Below are 15,027 nucleotides of genomic sequence, written 5' to 3'. Positions count from 1 at the left end.
TCCCCGAGGGATGGCGGCGTTTTTGCGTTGCACCCGCAGGCGGTCAGGCCGGGGCCGAAGTGCGGATCAGGTGATCGAAGGCGGCCAGCGACGCCTTGGCGCCCTCGCCCACTGCGATGACGATCTGCTTGTACGGCACCGTGGTCACGTCACCGGCAGCGAACACACCCGGGATGCTGGTCTGGCCCTTGGCGTCGACGATGATCTCGCCGCGCGGCGACAGCTCCACGGTGCCCTTGAGCCAGTCGGTGTTCGGCAGCAAGCCGATCTGCACGAAGATGCCTTCCAGTGCCAGGTCGTGCAACGCATCGGTGGCGCGGTCCTTGTAACGCAGGCCGGTGACCTTCTCGCCATCGCCGAGCACTTCGGTGGTCAGCGCGCTGGTGATCACCTTGACGTTCGGCAGGCTGTACAGCTTGCGCTGCAGCACGGCATCGGCACGCAGCTGGCTGTCGAACTCGATCAGGGTCACCTGGGCAACGACACCGGCCAGGTCGATGGCCGCTTCCACGCCGGAGTTGCCGCCACCGATCACCGCCACGCGCTTGCCCTTGAACAGCGGGCCGTCGCAGTGCGGGCAGTAGGCCACGCCGCGAGCGCGGTATTGCTGCTCGCCCGGCACGTTCATCTCACGCCAGCGGGCACCGGTAGCCAGGATCACCGTCTTGGCCTTGAGCGAGGCGCCGCCGGCCAGGCGCACTTCGTGCAGGCCGCCGTCGGTGGCCGGGATCAACGCTTCGCCGCGCTGCAGGTTCATGATGTCGACATCGTACTGCTTGACGTGCTCTTCCAGGGCCGTGGCCAGCTTCGGCCCTTCGGTCTCCTGCACCGAGATGAAGTTCTCGATGGCCAGGGTGTCGAGCACCTGCCCACCGAAACGCTCGGCAGCAACACCGGTACGGATGCCCTTGCGCGCAGCGTAGATGGCCGCGGCAGCACCGGCCGGGCCACCGCCGACCACCAGCACGTCGAAGGCGTCCTTGGCATTGATCTTCTCGGCCTGGCGGGCTCCGGCATTGGTGTCGATCTTGCCGAGGATCTCTTCCAGGCCCATACGCCCCTGGCCGAACACTTCGCCGTTCAGGTAGACGCTCGGCACCGCCATGATCTTGCGGCTTTCCACTTCATCCTGGAACAGCGCACCATCGATGGCCACATGGCGCACGTTGGGGTTGAGCACCGCCATCAGGTTCAGCGCCTGGACTACGTCCGGGCAGTTCTGGCACGACAGCGAGAAGTAGGTTTCGAAGGTGAACTCACCTTCAAGCGCCTGGATCTGCTCGATCACTTCGGCACTGGCCTTGGAGGGGTGGCCACCGACTTGCAGCAGCGCCAGCACCAGGGAAGTGAATTCGTGGCCCATGGGGATGCCGGCAAAGCGCAGGCTGATGTCGGCGCCCGGGCGGTTCAGCGAGAACGAAGGCCGACGGGCGTCGGTGCCGTCCGCGGCGAAGGTAATCAGGTTCGACAGGCCGGCGATTTCCACCAGCAGGTCGTGCAATTCGCGGGACTTCGCGCCGTCGTCGAGGGAAGCAACGATCTCGATCGGCTGGGTGACCCGCTCCAGGTAGGTTTTCAGTTGCGATTTAAGCGTGGCGTCCAACATACGGGCGATTCCTTTTTCAAAACTCGGATACAAAAACGCCCAGGCGAGATCGCCCGGGCGTTTTTACGGGGCGGTAACTGCTTCAGCTTTGGCGGCTGCCTACCGCCCGCGATTGGCGCATGATCAAAGGCTTCGCTTTAGATCTTGCCGACCAGGTCCAGGGACGGTGCCAGAGTAGCTTCGCCTTCTTTCCACTTGGCCGGGCAGACTTCGCCTGGGTGCGCGGCGACATACTGGGCAGCCTTCACTTTACGCAGCAGCTCGGCAGCATCGCGGCCTACACCACCGTCGTTCAGTTCGACGATCTTGATCTGGCCTTCCGGGTTGATCACGAAGGTACCGCGATCGGCCAGGCCGGCTTCCTCGATCAGCACGTCGAAGTTGCGCGAGATGACGTGGGTCGGGTCACCGATCAGCGGGTACTTGATCTTGCCGATGGTGTCCGAGGTGTCGTGCCAGGCTTTGTGGGTGAAGTGGGTGTCGGTGGACACGCCGTAGATTTCCACGCCCAGTTTCTGGAACTCGGCGTAGTTGTCGGCCAGGTCGCCCAGTTCGGTCGGGCAGACGAAGGTGAAGTCGGCCGGGTAGAAGAATACGACGGACCACTTGCCTTTCAGGTCGGCTTCGCTGACCTGGACGAACTCGCCGTTGTGGTAGGCGGTGGCGTTGAACGGTTTGACCTGGCTGTTGATGATAGGCATGAGAGACGCTCCTTCATGGATTGAATTTCAATGGGTTGAAATCAGTTGACGGAGAGAATCCTAACCGTTGGTCCCGTTAAAGGCTCATTGGCAAAGCTCATGCTCGCGATTGGTTTTGGCTATAAGGCGTGATTATTAATAGAAGGGATTGGGCTGAGCAAAGGATTGCGCGGGGTCAAAAGCATCGCAGGGCAAGCCCGCTCCCACGCCCGGCGATAACTGGCGTGGGAGCGGGCTTGCCCCGCGATAAGGCGTATCAGCGAGTGACGGTACGCATGGTCACAAACTCTTCGGCGGCGGTCGGGTGCACGCCGATGGTCTCGTCGAACTGCTGCTTGGTCGCGCCGGCCTTCAGGGCGATCCCCAGCCCCTGGATGATTTCACCGGCATCCGGGCCGACCATGTGGCAGCCCAGCACCTTGTCGGTCTCGGCATCGACCACCAGCTTCATCAAGGTCTTCTCCTGGATGTCGGTGAGGGTCAGCTTCATCGCCCGGAAGCGGCTCTCGAAGATCTGCACCTTGTGCCCGGCGGCCAGCGCCTGCTCCTCGGTCAGGCCCACAGTACCGATCGGCGGCTGGCTGAACACTGCTGTCGGGATGTTCTGGTAATCGACAGGGCGGTACTGCTCAGGCTTGAACAGACGTCGGGCCACGGCCATGCCTTCGGCCAGGGCCACCGGTGTCAGCTGCACCCGGCCGATCACATCACCGATGGCAAGGATCGATGGCTCGGTGGTCTGGAGCTGCTCATCGACACGGATGAAACCACGCGGATCCAGCTCCACCCCGGTGTTTTCCAGGCCCAGGTTGTCCAGCATCGGCCGCCGCCCGGTGGCGTAGAAGATGCAATCGGCCACCAGCTCGCGACCATCCTTGAGGGTAGCCTTGAGGCTGCCGTCGTCGAGTTTGTCGATGCGCTGGATATCGGCGTTGAACTGAAGATCCATGCCGCGCTTTTCCAGCTCTTCCTTCAGGTGCGTGCGCACCGAACCGTCGAAACCGCGCAGGAACAGGTCGCCGCGATACAGCAGCGTGGTAGCGGCGCCCAGACCCTGGAAGATACCGGCGAACTCAACGGCGATATAGCCACCACCCACTACCAGCACGCGACGTGGCAATGCCTTGAGGTAGAAGGCTTCGTTGGAGGTGATCGCCAGCTCCTTGCCGGGGATGTCGGGCACCTGTGGCCAGCCACCGGTGGCGATCAGAATGGTGGCCGCCGTGTAGCGCTGGCCCTCGACCTCTACTTCATTGGCGCCGGTGATCCGGGCATGTCCCTGCAGCAGGGTGACGCCACTGTTGACCAGCAAGTTGCGATAGATGCCGTTGAGGCGCTCGATCTCGCGGTTCTTGTTGGCGATCAACGTACCCCAGTCGAAATGCCCCTCCTCGAGGGTCCAACCGAAGCCGGCGGCCTGTTCCAGCTCGTCGGCCACATGGGCGCCGTACACCAGCAGTTTCTTCGGCACACAGCCGACATTGACGCAGGTGCCCCCCAGGTAACGGCTCTCGGCCACCGCCACCTTGGCACCGAAGCCCGCGGCGAATCGCGCCGCGCGCACACCGCCGGAACCGGCGCCAATCACGAACAGATCAAAATCGTAGGCCACTTTCCAGACTCCACAAAAAAAGCCACCCGAGGGTGGCTCTTTTCGTGGCTAGCTGCAAGCGTCAAGCGACAAGTACAAGCAGACGCGCGCCGGTTCTTGCCGCTTGAAGCTTAAAGCTTGTGGCTTAGTACGCCTTGCCAGTCTTGTAGTAGTTCTCGAAGCAGAAGTTGGTCGCGTCGATGTAACCCTCGGCGCCACCGCAGTCGAAACGCTTGCCCTTGAACTTGTAGGCGATCACGCAGCCATCCTTGGCCTGTTGCAGCAGGGCGTCGGTGATCTGGATCTCGCCGCCCTTGCCAGGTTCGGTGTTGGCGATGATGTCGAAGATGTCCGGAGTCAGGATGTAGCGACCGATGATCGCCAGGTTCGACGGTGCATCTTCCGGCTTCGGCTTCTCGACCATGTTGGTCACGCGGTAGATGTCGTCACGGATCATTTCGCCGGCGATCACACCGTACTTGTTGGTTTCCTGCGGGTCGACTTCCTGGATGGCAACGATCGAGCAGCGGTACTGCTTGAACAGCTTGACCATCTGGGTCAATACGCCGTCACCTTCCGGGTTGACGCACAGGTCGTCGGCCAGCACCACGGCGAATGGCTCGTCGCCGATCAGCGGGCGGCCGGTCAGGATCGCGTGGCCCAGGCCTTTCATTTCGGTCTGGCGGGTGTAGGAGAACGAGCACTCGTCGAGCAGGCGACGGATGCCGACCAGGTACTTCTCCTTGTCGGTGCCCTTGATCTGGTTTTCCAGCTCGTAGCTGATGTCGAAGTGGTCTTCCAGGGCGCGCTTGCCACGGCCGGTGACGATGGAGATCTCGCTGAGGCCAGCGTCCAGCGCTTCTTCAACGCCATACTGGATCAGTGGCTTGTTGACCACCGGCAGCATTTCCTTGGGCATGGCTTTGGTAGCGGGCAGGAAGCGGGTGCCGTAACCGGCTGCCGGGAACAAGCATTTCTTGATCATATACGTCCTTAACAAGGGCTTTGCGTACGAAATTCGGCGCAGTCTAATCAGGCGGCGGTCACCTTACAATGCCCCCCGCGCTGGCCGATGCCATCATAGAGATATTCCAGTGTAGATAGTTCCTGAAGACCGTGAATTTTAAGCGCCTGGCGGCGTCATGGCGGGACGGGTCCGCCCCCACGATCGTCCCTTGCCGGGCGTGGGAACGGGCTTGCCCCGCGAGGGTTTCAGCTCAACCGCCGATCCCCTGCCCGATCAACACGCCATCGACTTTCTGCCCATACAGGTTGACCCCGTCATTGGCATGGAACTTCAGCCGGGTCTTCTCGATCGAGCCTTCGACCAGGCGCGGATCCTGCGGCCGCTCATGGCGATTGATCCAGGCTGCCACGTCCCAGGCCTGCTGGTCGCTCAGGCTGCCAGGCTTGCCCAACGGCATGTTGTACTTGATGAACGACGCCGCCGTGTTGATCCGGTGCATGCCGGCGCCCCAGTTGTACGAGTCCTTGCCCCACAGCGGCGGCATCACGTACTCCCCGGCCACCTTCTGCCCTTCGCCGTTGCCGCCGTGGCAGATCGCGCATTGTTCGTCATACACCTGCTTGCCGCGCTTGAAGTCGTAGCCATCCTTGGGCTTCGGCACTTCCGGATAGCCGCGACCGGCGATCTCCACCCCCGTCGGCGCCTGGGTCGACAACCAGTAGGCATACACACTCAGCGCGGTCATCTGCGGGCTGTCGGCCGCCGGCGGCTTGCCGTTCATGCTGAAGCTGAAACAGCCCTGGATACGTTCGGCGAAGGTGTTGACCTTGTCGTTTTTCTTGCGGTACGCGGGGTACATCGGATAGGCGCCCCAAAGCGGCGCGGAATGGAACAGGCGGCCCTGGTCGAGGTGGCAGTTGCTGCAGTTCAGGCCATTGCCGACGGCTTCGGGCATCAGCCTGCGAGTATCGACGAACAGCGCATGCCCTTCGCGGACCATCTTGCCGAAGGCGTTGTCCGGGATGGCGCTTTCCGCGGGCGGCACGAATTGCGGGGCGGCCTGCACGCCCAGCACCTTGAGCTGGGACTGGTCTTCCATGGCAATAGGGGCGGCCTGGGCAGTGCCCATGGCCAGCAGCAGCAGGGTTGGCATAAGGGTCTTCATGGCTTGACCTCCTGGCTTGCCGGCTGTGCGAAGTAGTCGGCAACTGCCTTGACCTCGGCATCGGTCATCGCTTTGGCGACATCGACCATCAGCTGGTTGGGGTCGTTGCTGCGGCTACCATCGCGCCAGGCGTTGAGCTGTGCCACCAGGTAGCTGGCCGGCTGCCCGGCCAACGGCGGGAAGTGCTCGCCGACACCGCTGCCACCCGGGCCATGGCACTGCACGCAACCGGGAATCTTGCGGCTCCAGTCGCCGTAGATGGCCAGGCGGGCCACCGGATCGGTGGTGATCTGCTGACGCCGCGTGTCAGGTGCGGCATCGGCCGGCAGCTTGGCCAAATAGGCGCTGATCGCTTCGATTTCCGTATCGTCCAGGGCCTTGGCCAGCGGCTCCATCACCGCCTGCTTGCGGCTGCCACTGCGAAAGTCCTGCAATTGCTTGCTCAGATAGCCGGCGGGCAGGCCGGCAAGGCGGGGAAAGCCGGCGGCGGCGATGCCTTTGCCGTCCGCGCCATGGCAGCCCAGGCAGGCCATGGCGGCGGGATTCTGCCCGCCCTGGTTGAAGATTTTCTGGCCGTCGGCAGCGTGCGCCGAGGGCCAGGCCAAGATCAGCAGGCTGCCGATCACGACATGGCTCAGGGGTTTCATCACGGAGGCTCCATTTCCTTGTTATAAGCTTAGGCTCAAACGATATAAGCCCAGAAATACTAGGCCTATTCCCCGGCCTGCGACAACGTGCCGCCGGGAAGGAAAATGGCAATACGCCAGCTAATTGCCGATTAACTGAGCTGGATCAAGAACCGGAGATGCATTGGGTGGCGGCCGTGCGCACATCGCCCAGGCGCAGCGGGAAGTTGTTCAACCGCTCGTAGACCTTGATCGCGCTGCCGCTGCCGCGCTTGTCGATATCGAGCAGCGCCGCCGGGCCCACGCCAACCGTCAGCTTCTGCGGCACGGTCAGGCGCAGGTTTTCTCCACGCACCTCCTCTTGCAACGGATCGCGCGTTTCAGCCAGCTTGCGCTTCACGCAGTCGGCGTATTCACGTGGCGTCTTGCCAGAGATCACGTCCAAGGTGGCGTGGGACTGCTCGAGTTCCGTCACGCTGACACAGCCTCCCAATGCCAGCACCGCTGCCGCTACTACCCATTTCATGCACACACTCTCCAACTTCAAAGTCATCCTCTGACCACGTCCAGGCGTTTTTGCTCCCACGTCTGGCGGAAATCTCCTTGGCTTGGTCAGCCCGGGCGCAAGTGTAACCTCACATCGTGATATCTTTCGCGTTTGCAGAAACAATCCTTGCGGAGCGCCCCATGAAATTCGTACACCAGCGCGAACACCTGAACGAGGACGACATCGTCGTCATCGAGTGTTCCCAGCGCTGCAACATCCGCCTGATGAACGACGCCAACTTCCGCAGTTTCAAGAATGGCGGCCGGCATACCTACCACGGCGGCCACTTCGAGAAATTCCCGGCAAAGATCACCGTACCCAGCACCGGTTTCTGGAACATCACCATCGACACCGTGACCACCCGCCCAATCTCCGTGACGCGCAAGCCAACCCTGACCCACAAGATCAAGATCATTCGTCGCTCGTCGTCGAAACTCGGATGAGACCAGCATGACCCAGACCATCAAGTACGTGATCAAGTACAAGCTCGACAGCGAACGCCGCTGGGATTTCGCCCTGATGACCGACGCTTCCATGGCGCAGGCGCAGGAAGCCCTGCGCAAGATCCATGGCGACGACGCCGACAAGATCAGCGACATCCAGGTCAGCAAGGCCCTGTAGCCACTCTGGATCCCACCGCACTCAAGGAGTCGCCCATGAGCACCTGGCCAGACCGCCGCATCCTCGACCTGCTGAACATCGAGCTGCCTATCCTCCAGGCGCCCATGGCCGGCGCCACCGGCTCAGCCATGGCCATTGCCGTCGGTCATGCCGGAGGCCTGGGCGCCCTGCCCTGCGCCATGCTCTCCAGCGAGCAGCTGCGTGGCGAGATCGAAGCCTTTCGCAGCGCCTGCCAGGGTCCGCTCAACCTGAACTTCTTCTGCCACCAACCGCCGGCGCCAGACCCCGAGCAAGACGCTCGCTGGAAACAGGCGCTAAAGCCCTTCTACGAGGAAGTCGGCGCGGACTTCGAGGCGCCGACGCCGGTGTCCAATCGCGCGCCCTTTGACGAACAAAGCTGCAAGCTGGTGGAGGAACTGCGCCCGGAAGTGGTCAGCTTCCACTTCGGCCTGCCAGCGCCGGCGCTGCTGGAGCGGGTCAAGGCGGCAGGTGCCAAGGTGCTGTCCAGCGCCACCACGGTGGAGGAAGCGATCTGGCTGGAACAGCATGGCTGCGACGCGATCATCGCCATGGGCTATGAAGCCGGCGGCCATCGCGGCATGTTCCTCAGCAGCGACATCACCAGCCAGATCGGCACCTTCGCCCTGGTGCCGCAGATCGTCGACGCGGTGAGCCTGCCGGTGATCGCGGCAGGCGGCGTGGCTGATCACCGCGGCCTGCTTGCCGCCCTGGCCCTGGGCGCCTCGGCGGTGCAGATCGGCACCGCCTACCTGTTCTGCCCCGAGGCCAAGGTCTCACCTGCGCACCGCCACGCCCTGGACAGCGCCTCCGCCAGCGATACCGCGCTGACCAACCTGTTCACCGGCCGCCCGGCCCGCGGCATCAACAACCGCCTCATGCGCGAGCTAGGCCCGATGAGCGCCCTGGCCCCACGCTTCCCGTTGGCCGGCGGCGCGCTCATGCCTCTGCGCGCAATCAGCGACCCGCAAGGCAACAGTGATTTCAGCAACCTGTGGGCCGGGCAGGCGTTACGCCTGGGAAGGCACCTGGGCGCAGAGAAACTGACCCGCGAAATTGCAGGTGAGGCCCTGAATCGGCTTGTCCGGTGAACGCGACACGTTCATAGAGAGCCCCTTGCCGCAAAAAACCGGCGTGCGGCGGTATACTCGCCAGCCTTCGAACCTCGCCCGGAAAGCCACCATGCAGCAAGTCCTGCTCATCGTCGATGTGCAATCCACCTTCAGCCCCTCCGAGAAACTGGTGGATGGCATCCGCGTGCTGTCGGCGCATATCCCCACCATCGCCTCGATCGAGCTGCACGACGAGCAGGTCACGCCTTTCCAGCGCCAGCTCGGTTGGCACCCGGCCAGCGAGGACGTGGCCCTGGTCGAGGCGGACAAGGTGTTCGTCAAGCATGGTTACGGCCAGACCGCCGAGACCCTCGACCACATCAAAAGCCTCGGCGTCGAGCGGGTGCTGGTCTGCGGGCTGCAGACCGAGACCTGCGTGCTGGCCGCAGGCTTCGCCCTGTTCGATGCGGGCCTTACCCCGACACTGGTCACCGACCTGACCATGGGCTCTTCGCTGGACCGCTCCGGGCAGTTGGGCATCGACCTGTGGAAGCACCATTTCGGCCACGTCACCACTGCCGCCGAGGTACTGGCCGGGCTGCACGATCATCGAGATGTTCCAAGCCCCTGAAACACGTAGTGATCGCTGCGCAACCAGCCCGGCCTGAGTTTCGCCCGTTATCCGTCGCGCAAGCTCGCGCCTGTCGTCTCAGACGGCCATGAGATCAAGGGCACTCGCAGGTAGAAGGCCCGAACACAGGCCCCGCGCAAGGGTCTTCGCCTGGGCCGAATACCGGGCACGACGCCTGGGCCGTCACGGAAAAGCCCCACAGCAGCAGTACAGCCAACATGACTTTCTTCATGGGTAAACTCCTGGTCAATGATTGATTCTTCCCTGCACCTTCGCGGTGATCAGCGCTCGCACACGCAGGTCGTCGGGCCCAGCACCGGGCCGGCACAAGGGTCCTCCCACGGCCCCAGCACCGCGCAATCGGCCTGCGCCGTCATCGAGCACATCCACAGCAGTATCGCGCCTGCCAGCATTTTCCTGTTCATCCAACTCTCCTTGGGTCTATCCCTGACAATCCTTCCCCGACGGGCGACAACCGCTCGCCGGGCCCGCAACAGCTAAGACCAACGCTGTTCAGTGCGCAACTGTGGTGCATCGTCGCAGCTGAAGGTCGGTAAAGCGGCAAGGATTAAACACGAACCGTGCAGGACGCTGATCGAAAAAGAAAGGGCCGCTTTGCGCGGCCCTTGCCATTCAAGACGTGATCAGTTGTACAACCCAGCCGCCCTCGCCCGTGCGGCATGCAGCTTCTTGTAGCTCTCGACCAGGCGCAGGTGGCGGTCCAGCCCCTCGAGCTTCATGCTGGTCGGGGTCAAGCCATGGAAACGCACGCTGCCATCCACCGAGCCCAGCACCGCGTCCATCCGCTCGTTGCCGAACATGCGACGGAAGTTGGCCTCGTAGTCGGCCATCTCCAGATCATCGTCCAGCACCACCTCCAGCACCACGTTCAGCGCCTGGTAGAACAGCCCGCGCTCGACGGTGTTGTCGTTGAACTGCAGGAACATCTCGACCAGTTCCTTGGCGTCCTCGAAGCGCTGCAGCACCAGGTGAATCAGCAGTTTCAGCTCGAGGATGGTCAGCTGGCCCCACACCGTGTTGTCGTCGAACTCGACACCGATCAGCGTGGTGATGGTGGTGTAGTCGTCCACCTCGGCATTGTCCAGACGCTTGAGCAGCAGCTTCAGCGAACGGTTGTCCAGCTTGTGCAGGTTGAGGATGTCGGCACGGAAACCCAGCGCCCGGTTGGTGTTGTCCCAGATCAGGTCCTCGACCGGGTAGATCTCCGAATAGCCCGGCACCAGGATGCGGCAGGCGGTGGCGCCGAGGTCGTCGTACACGGCCATGTACACCTCCTTGCCCAGGTCCTCGAGGATGCCGAACAGCGTCTGCGCCTCCTGCTGGTTGGAGTCCTCGCCGTGGCCCGAGAAGTCCCACTCGACGAACTCGAAGTCGGCCTTGGCGCTGAAGAAGCGCCACGACACCACGCCGCTGGAGTCGATGAAGTGCTCGACGAAGTTGTTCGGCTCGGTCAGCGCAAGGCTGTCGAAGGTCGGCTGCGGCAGATCGTTCAGGCCCTCGAAGCTGCGGCCCTGAAGCAGTTCGGTGAGGCTGCGTTCCAGCGCCACCTCGAAGCTGGGGTGGGCACCGAACGAAGCGAACACGCCGCCGGTGCGCGGGTTCATCAGGGTCACGCACATCACCGGGAACTCACCGCCCAGCGACGCGTCCTTGACCAGCACCGGGAAGCCCTGCTCCTCCAGCCCCTGGATGCCGGCGACGATGCCCGGGTACTTGGCCAGTACCTCCTGCGGCACGTCCGGCAGGCACAGCTCGCCTTCGAGGATCTCGCGCTTGACTGCCCGCTCGAAGATCTCCGACAGGCACTGCACCTGCGCCTCGGCCAGGGTGTTGCCGGCGCTCATGCCATTGCTCAGGTACAGGTTCTCGATCAGGTTGGACGGGAAGTACACCGTCTCGCCGTCCGACTGGCGCACGAACGGCAGCGAGCAGATACCGCGCTCCTTGTTGCCCGAATTGGTGTCGTACAGGTGCGAGCCGCGCAGCTCGCCGTCGGGGTTGAAGATCTCAAGGCAGTAATCATCGAGGATCTCGGCCGGCAGCGCGTCCTTGGGCCCAGGCTTGAACCACTGCTCGTTGGGGTAGTGCACGAACGCGGCGTTGGCGATGTCCTCGCCCCAGAACTGGTCGTTGTAGAAGAAGTTGCAGTTCAAGCGCTCGATGAACTCACCCAGCGCCGAGGCCAGCGCCGCTTCCTTGGTCGCGCCCTTGCCGTTGGTAAAGCACATCGGCGACTGCGCGTCGCGTACGTGCAGCGACCAGACGTTGGGCACGATGTTGCGCCACGAGGCAATCTCGATCTTCATCCCCAGCTCCGCCAGCAGGGCAGACATGTTGGCGATGGTCTGCTCCAGCGGCAGGTCCTTGCCGGGGATGTAGGTGGTGGTGTCCGACACCGGCATCAGCAATGCCTGGGCGTCGGCGTCGAGGTTGTCGACCTCCTCGATGATGAACTCGGGGCCGGTCTGCACCACTTTCTTCACGGTGCAGCGGTCGATGGAGCGCAGGATGCCCTGGCGGTCCTTCTCGGAGATGTCCTCGGGCAGCTCGACCTGGATCTTGAAGATCTGGTTGTAGCGGTTCTCGGGGTCGACGATGTTGTTCTGCGACAGGCGGATATTCTCGGTCGGAATGTCGCGGGTCTGGCAGTACAGCTTGACGAAGTACGCCGCGCACAGGGCCGACGAGGCCAGGAAGTAGTCGAACGGCCCCGGGGCCGAGCCGTCACCTTTGTAGCGGATCGGCTGGTCGGCGATCACCGTGAAGTCGTCGAACTTGGCTTCGAGACGGAGGTTGTCGAGAAAATTGACCTTGATTTCCATGCGAGGGGGTACCAGGAAGCGGGGCGGAAAATGGCGGGTATTATCCGGGATTCGCCGGTGAATGTCTTGGCATACCGCCGGACGAGCCGCAATGGGTCGCGCGGACCTCTTTCATGGCTTCGCCAGCCCCTACTCCGCCCGAAAGCTCCACACGATCTCGACCACCCGCGAAGCCAGCACCAGGTAAAGCAAACACAGGATCACCTGCAGCGCCGTGTGATAAGGCAGCTTGGCCAGCCGGTGCAAGGTATCGCTGACGTTCAGCAGCAACAACAGTGCCGATACCAGGATCAGCCCCCAGCCGGTAAAACTCGACACCCACAAGCCCAGCAGGATCTGCTGGTCACCGTGAATCGCCTCGGTGCCTGCGGCGAACAGCAGCGCGCACACCAGCAGGTTCTTCAAGTTGTCGAATACCTTGGCGCTGAGGTCGGCGTCGAGCAGTGCCAGGTACTTTTGCCAGAGTCTGCGCATGGGCCTCTCCCACGGATACAGGTGATGTACGCAAGTCTAGGCTCTGTACGAAATGTATCTGCACTCGCCCATACTGCGTTGAAACGGGGCTCGGAATGCTCATGTACTCCAGTACACTCCGCTTCCTCCCCCCGTTTCGCCTTGTCTGGCCTTCGCGCAGACACATTTCGTACAGACCCTAGAAGTGATTGGCCAAGTGCACGCTACCGTGGCGCTCGCAAAAGCCGACCAGGCTCACTACCCTTGGCCAACACACGACTGACAGGGAAAGCGGGAGTGCCATGCCCCATCACCAACAGCTCCACCAGGCGGGCTATGCCCTGCTCCGCCAAGCGATCCCGGCACAATGGCTGGACGAGCTGCGTCGGGTGTTCGAGGCCGGGGTGAAACCCTCGGAGCTCTGGCCGGTGCCCCGCGCGGGGGACTGGCGTCATGCGCAACTGGATGGCGCAGCAGCGGTGCAGGCCGTTTGCCGCTTGCCGCACGTGCTGGCAGCGGTTGGCGCGTTGATCGGCGAACGGTTCTTCCTCTACCAGGTCGAGGGGCGCACCCCCGTTGCCGGGGGTGGCCATCAGCGCCTGCACCGTGACCTGTCGGCGCAGCGCCCGGGCGACACGGTGGGGGTGATGGTCTACCTGGATGATTACGGCCCGGACAACGGTGCCACCCGTATCGTCCCCGGCAGCCATCGACCTGCCCCGCACGCGCCACCTTTCGACTTCAGTGATGAATCACGCAGCGTCCAGCTTGCCGGGCGAGCGGGCGACGCCCTGGTGTTCGATGTGGACCTGGTACATGCCGGCAGCCTGAACGTCAGCGGTGCACCGCGTCGCGCGCTGCTGATCGGTTATGCCGCCGACCCGCTGTATGCCGTATTTGAGGAAACCGCGCATCTGCGTGGCGTCCAAATGGACACGCACGAACGCTTCGAACCCTCGGACTACCCGTTCACGACGCCATGACCTGGCGCTTGGCGTTCTTCTTGACGATAGCCTTCATCCGCGCCGCCGCGCGCTGCACGGTCGCCATCTTCTCCGGGCGCTTCATGCCGCGCCATTTGCGGATCTCGTCCCGGGTCCGGCCACAGCTGACGCACAGTTCACTGTTGAGCTGGCATAGCGAAACGCAAGGGTTGTCGATGTCTTTGGCCATGAGGCACTCCGCTGGCGGGGGCGTATCATACCGGCTTCGACCTACAGGGTGCAGGCCAGGGCATGTGCAGGTGATCCACCCGTTGCGCGTGCAGGCGCCTTCGCCTGCCTGAACGCTATAGAATACCGCCCCACCGCCTGAACGGAATCAAGCCATGCCCGCTGCTCTGAAACGCCCCACCCCTGCGCCACTGCTCGCGCCAGGGGAAACCGTCCTGCTGTTCGACGGCGTATGCAAGCTGTGCAACGGCTGGGCGAAATTCGTGATCCGCCATGATCGCCATCAACACATACGCCTGGCCACGGTGCAGTCAGCGCAAGGCCAGGCGTTGCTCGCCTGGGCGGGCCTGCCGATAACGGCGTTCGACACCATGGCGGTGATCCGTGACCAGCACTGCTGGGTGCGCTCCGCGGCGTTTTTCGAAATCGTCCGGCAGCTGCCCGGCGCCTGGCCGCTGTTGCGGGTACTGCGCATCTGCCCGCAGGGACTACGGGACTGGCTGTACGATCGCGTGGCACTCAATCGCTATCGCCTGTTCGGCAAGCATGACCAATGCCTGCTGCCGAGCCCAGACCACCAGCGACGCTTTCTCCAGGGCCAGCCATGAACCGCCTGTGCCAGGTGCACTGGCTGGCGCGCGCCAGCCTGGCGTTCATCTTCGCCTACCACGGGCTGGTGCCCAAGCTGTTGCTCCTCAGCCCCGGTGAGCAACTGCTGCTGCAGGCGCACGGACTCGGGCATGCAGCCTGGTTGTCACAAGTTGCCGGCATAGCCGAACTGGTGCTCGCCGCACTGCTGTTGATGCCGAGCCTGGCCTGGCCGTTGCTGGTCGCCGCGGGCGTTCTGCTTGGGCTGCTGGTGGATGTGGCGGTGATGCAACCGTCGATGCTGGTGGATGCCTTCAACCCGGTCTCGCTGAACGTGGCGGGCATGACACTGTGCGCCGTGGCGTGGACCTCAAGGCAGGGCCATACCCCTGACCGCTGAACGAAGCGCCCTGCGCAGCAGTCGGAACTGGAGGCCCTCAACAAGG

General features: G+C 63.2%; 19 protein-coding genes. 7 read left to right on the top strand and 12 right to left on the bottom strand.

Annotated features, from left to right (window positions below):
- Positions 1-43 precede the first annotated feature (43 nt).
- The 7 genes from ahpF to LOY42_RS10150 all read right to left on the bottom strand — a co-directional run bounded on the left by ahpF (position 44) and on the right by LOY42_RS10150 (position 7,182).
- Complete coding sequence (gene ahpF / locus LOY42_RS10180; protein WP_139670277.1) at positions 44-1,606, bottom strand: alkyl hydroperoxide reductase subunit F; 1,563 nt, start codon at positions 1,604-1,606, stop codon at positions 44-46.
- 137 nt (positions 1,607-1,743) lie between these two features.
- Positions 1,744-2,307, bottom strand: coding sequence for an alkyl hydroperoxide reductase subunit C (gene ahpC, locus LOY42_RS10175; RefSeq protein ID WP_023631141.1), 564 nt, complete (start codon positions 2,305-2,307; stop codon positions 1,744-1,746).
- 256 nt (positions 2,308-2,563) lie between these two features.
- Positions 2,564-3,919, bottom strand: coding sequence for a glutathione-disulfide reductase (gorA, locus tag LOY42_RS10170; RefSeq protein WP_258600470.1), 1,356 nt, complete (start codon positions 3,917-3,919; stop codon positions 2,564-2,566).
- 124 nt (positions 3,920-4,043) lie between these two features.
- Positions 4,044-4,883: a UTP--glucose-1-phosphate uridylyltransferase GalU gene (gene galU, locus LOY42_RS10165; RefSeq protein WP_023631140.1), complete on the bottom strand. Its 840-nt coding sequence runs from the start codon at positions 4,881-4,883 to the stop codon at positions 4,044-4,046.
- A gap of 232 nt (positions 4,884-5,115) precedes the next feature.
- On the bottom strand, positions 5,116-6,030 hold the full coding sequence (locus LOY42_RS10160; RefSeq protein ID WP_258600468.1) for a c-type cytochrome: 915 nt from the start codon (positions 6,028-6,030) through the stop codon (positions 5,116-5,118).
- Positions 6,027-6,677 (bottom strand): cytochrome c, encoded by a 651-nt coding sequence (locus tag LOY42_RS10155; RefSeq protein WP_102682877.1) that lies wholly within the window; start codon positions 6,675-6,677, stop codon positions 6,027-6,029. Before LOY42_RS10155 ends, LOY42_RS10160 begins: the two co-directional genes overlap by 4 nt.
- A 145-nt stretch (positions 6,678-6,822) precedes the next feature.
- Positions 6,823-7,182: a hypothetical protein gene (locus LOY42_RS10150; RefSeq protein WP_258600466.1), complete on the bottom strand. Its 360-nt coding sequence runs from the start codon at positions 7,180-7,182 to the stop codon at positions 6,823-6,825.
- Positions 7,183-7,343: 161 nt separating this feature from the next.
- Here LOY42_RS10150 and LOY42_RS10145 point away from each other — a divergent pair, with 161 nt between their 5' ends.
- The 4 genes from LOY42_RS10145 (at position 7,344) to LOY42_RS10130 (ending at position 9,525) form a co-directional block, all read left to right on the top strand.
- Positions 7,344-7,646 carry a DUF1883 domain-containing protein gene (locus LOY42_RS10145; RefSeq protein WP_046855131.1) on the top strand — a complete coding sequence of 101 codons (303 nt, stop codon included), beginning with the start codon at positions 7,344-7,346 and terminating at the stop codon, positions 7,644-7,646.
- 7 nt (positions 7,647-7,653) lie between these two features.
- Positions 7,654-7,824, top strand: a complete 171-nt coding sequence (locus tag LOY42_RS10140) for a hypothetical protein (protein WP_258600464.1) — start codon at positions 7,654-7,656, stop codon at positions 7,822-7,824.
- A 35-nt stretch (positions 7,825-7,859) separates the two neighbouring features.
- The gene (locus LOY42_RS10135) at positions 7,860-8,933 is read left to right on the top strand and encodes a nitronate monooxygenase family protein (RefSeq protein ID WP_139670273.1); all 1,074 of its coding nucleotides are present in this window, start codon (positions 7,860-7,862) and stop codon (positions 8,931-8,933) included.
- A gap of 91 nt (positions 8,934-9,024) precedes the next feature.
- The gene (locus tag LOY42_RS10130; protein WP_139670271.1) at positions 9,025-9,525 is read left to right on the top strand and encodes a cysteine hydrolase family protein; all 501 of its coding nucleotides are present in this window, start codon (positions 9,025-9,027) and stop codon (positions 9,523-9,525) included.
- A gap of 94 nt (positions 9,526-9,619) precedes the next feature.
- On the opposite strand, the gene LOY42_RS10125 is transcribed toward LOY42_RS10130, so the two are convergent.
- From LOY42_RS10125 to LOY42_RS10110, 4 genes are all read right to left on the bottom strand, one after another.
- Positions 9,620-9,757 carry a hypothetical protein gene (locus LOY42_RS10125; protein WP_102682880.1) on the bottom strand — a complete coding sequence of 46 codons (138 nt, stop codon included), beginning with the start codon at positions 9,755-9,757 and terminating at the stop codon, positions 9,620-9,622.
- Positions 9,758-9,806: 49 nt separating this feature from the next.
- A complete protein-coding gene (locus LOY42_RS10120; protein ID WP_023630030.1) occupies positions 9,807-9,950 on the bottom strand; it encodes a hypothetical protein in 144 nt (47 codons plus the stop codon).
- Between the two features lie 219 nt (positions 9,951-10,169).
- On the bottom strand, positions 10,170-12,368 hold the full coding sequence (locus LOY42_RS10115) for an OsmC domain/YcaO domain-containing protein (protein WP_258600461.1): 2,199 nt from the start codon (positions 12,366-12,368) through the stop codon (positions 10,170-10,172).
- 129 nt (positions 12,369-12,497) lie between these two features.
- Positions 12,498-12,842, bottom strand: coding sequence for a hypothetical protein (locus LOY42_RS10110; protein ID WP_023630028.1), 345 nt, complete (start codon positions 12,840-12,842; stop codon positions 12,498-12,500).
- 281 nt (positions 12,843-13,123) lie between these two features.
- On the opposite strand from LOY42_RS10110, the gene LOY42_RS10105 reads away from it, so the two are divergent.
- Positions 13,124-13,804: a phytanoyl-CoA dioxygenase family protein gene (locus LOY42_RS10105; RefSeq protein WP_258600459.1), complete on the top strand. Its 681-nt coding sequence runs from the start codon at positions 13,124-13,126 to the stop codon at positions 13,802-13,804.
- On the opposite strand, the gene LOY42_RS10100 is transcribed toward LOY42_RS10105, so the two are convergent.
- Positions 13,791-13,994 carry a DUF1289 domain-containing protein gene (locus tag LOY42_RS10100; protein ID WP_046855125.1) on the bottom strand — a complete coding sequence of 68 codons (204 nt, stop codon included), beginning with the start codon at positions 13,992-13,994 and terminating at the stop codon, positions 13,791-13,793. The genes LOY42_RS10105 and LOY42_RS10100 overlap by 14 nt on opposite strands.
- A 154-nt stretch (positions 13,995-14,148) precedes the next feature.
- Here LOY42_RS10100 and LOY42_RS10095 point away from each other — a divergent pair, with 154 nt between their 5' ends.
- Together LOY42_RS10095 and LOY42_RS10090 are read left to right on the top strand one after the other, a co-directional pair.
- Positions 14,149-14,601 (top strand): thiol-disulfide oxidoreductase DCC family protein, encoded by a 453-nt coding sequence (locus LOY42_RS10095; RefSeq protein ID WP_139670265.1) that lies wholly within the window; start codon positions 14,149-14,151, stop codon positions 14,599-14,601.
- Positions 14,598-14,981, top strand: a complete 384-nt coding sequence (locus tag LOY42_RS10090) for a DoxX-like family protein (protein ID WP_102682885.1) — start codon at positions 14,598-14,600, stop codon at positions 14,979-14,981. The genes LOY42_RS10095 and LOY42_RS10090 overlap by 4 nt, the downstream gene beginning before the upstream one ends.
- The last annotated feature ends 46 nt before the right edge of the window (positions 14,982-15,027 follow it).

The sequence above is a fragment of the Pseudomonas sp. B21-023 genome (genome assembly GCF_024749165.1).
Taxonomy (GTDB): Bacteria; Pseudomonadota; Gammaproteobacteria; order Pseudomonadales; family Pseudomonadaceae; genus Aquipseudomonas.
This window is presented reverse-complemented; position numbering and strand designations above follow the sequence as displayed.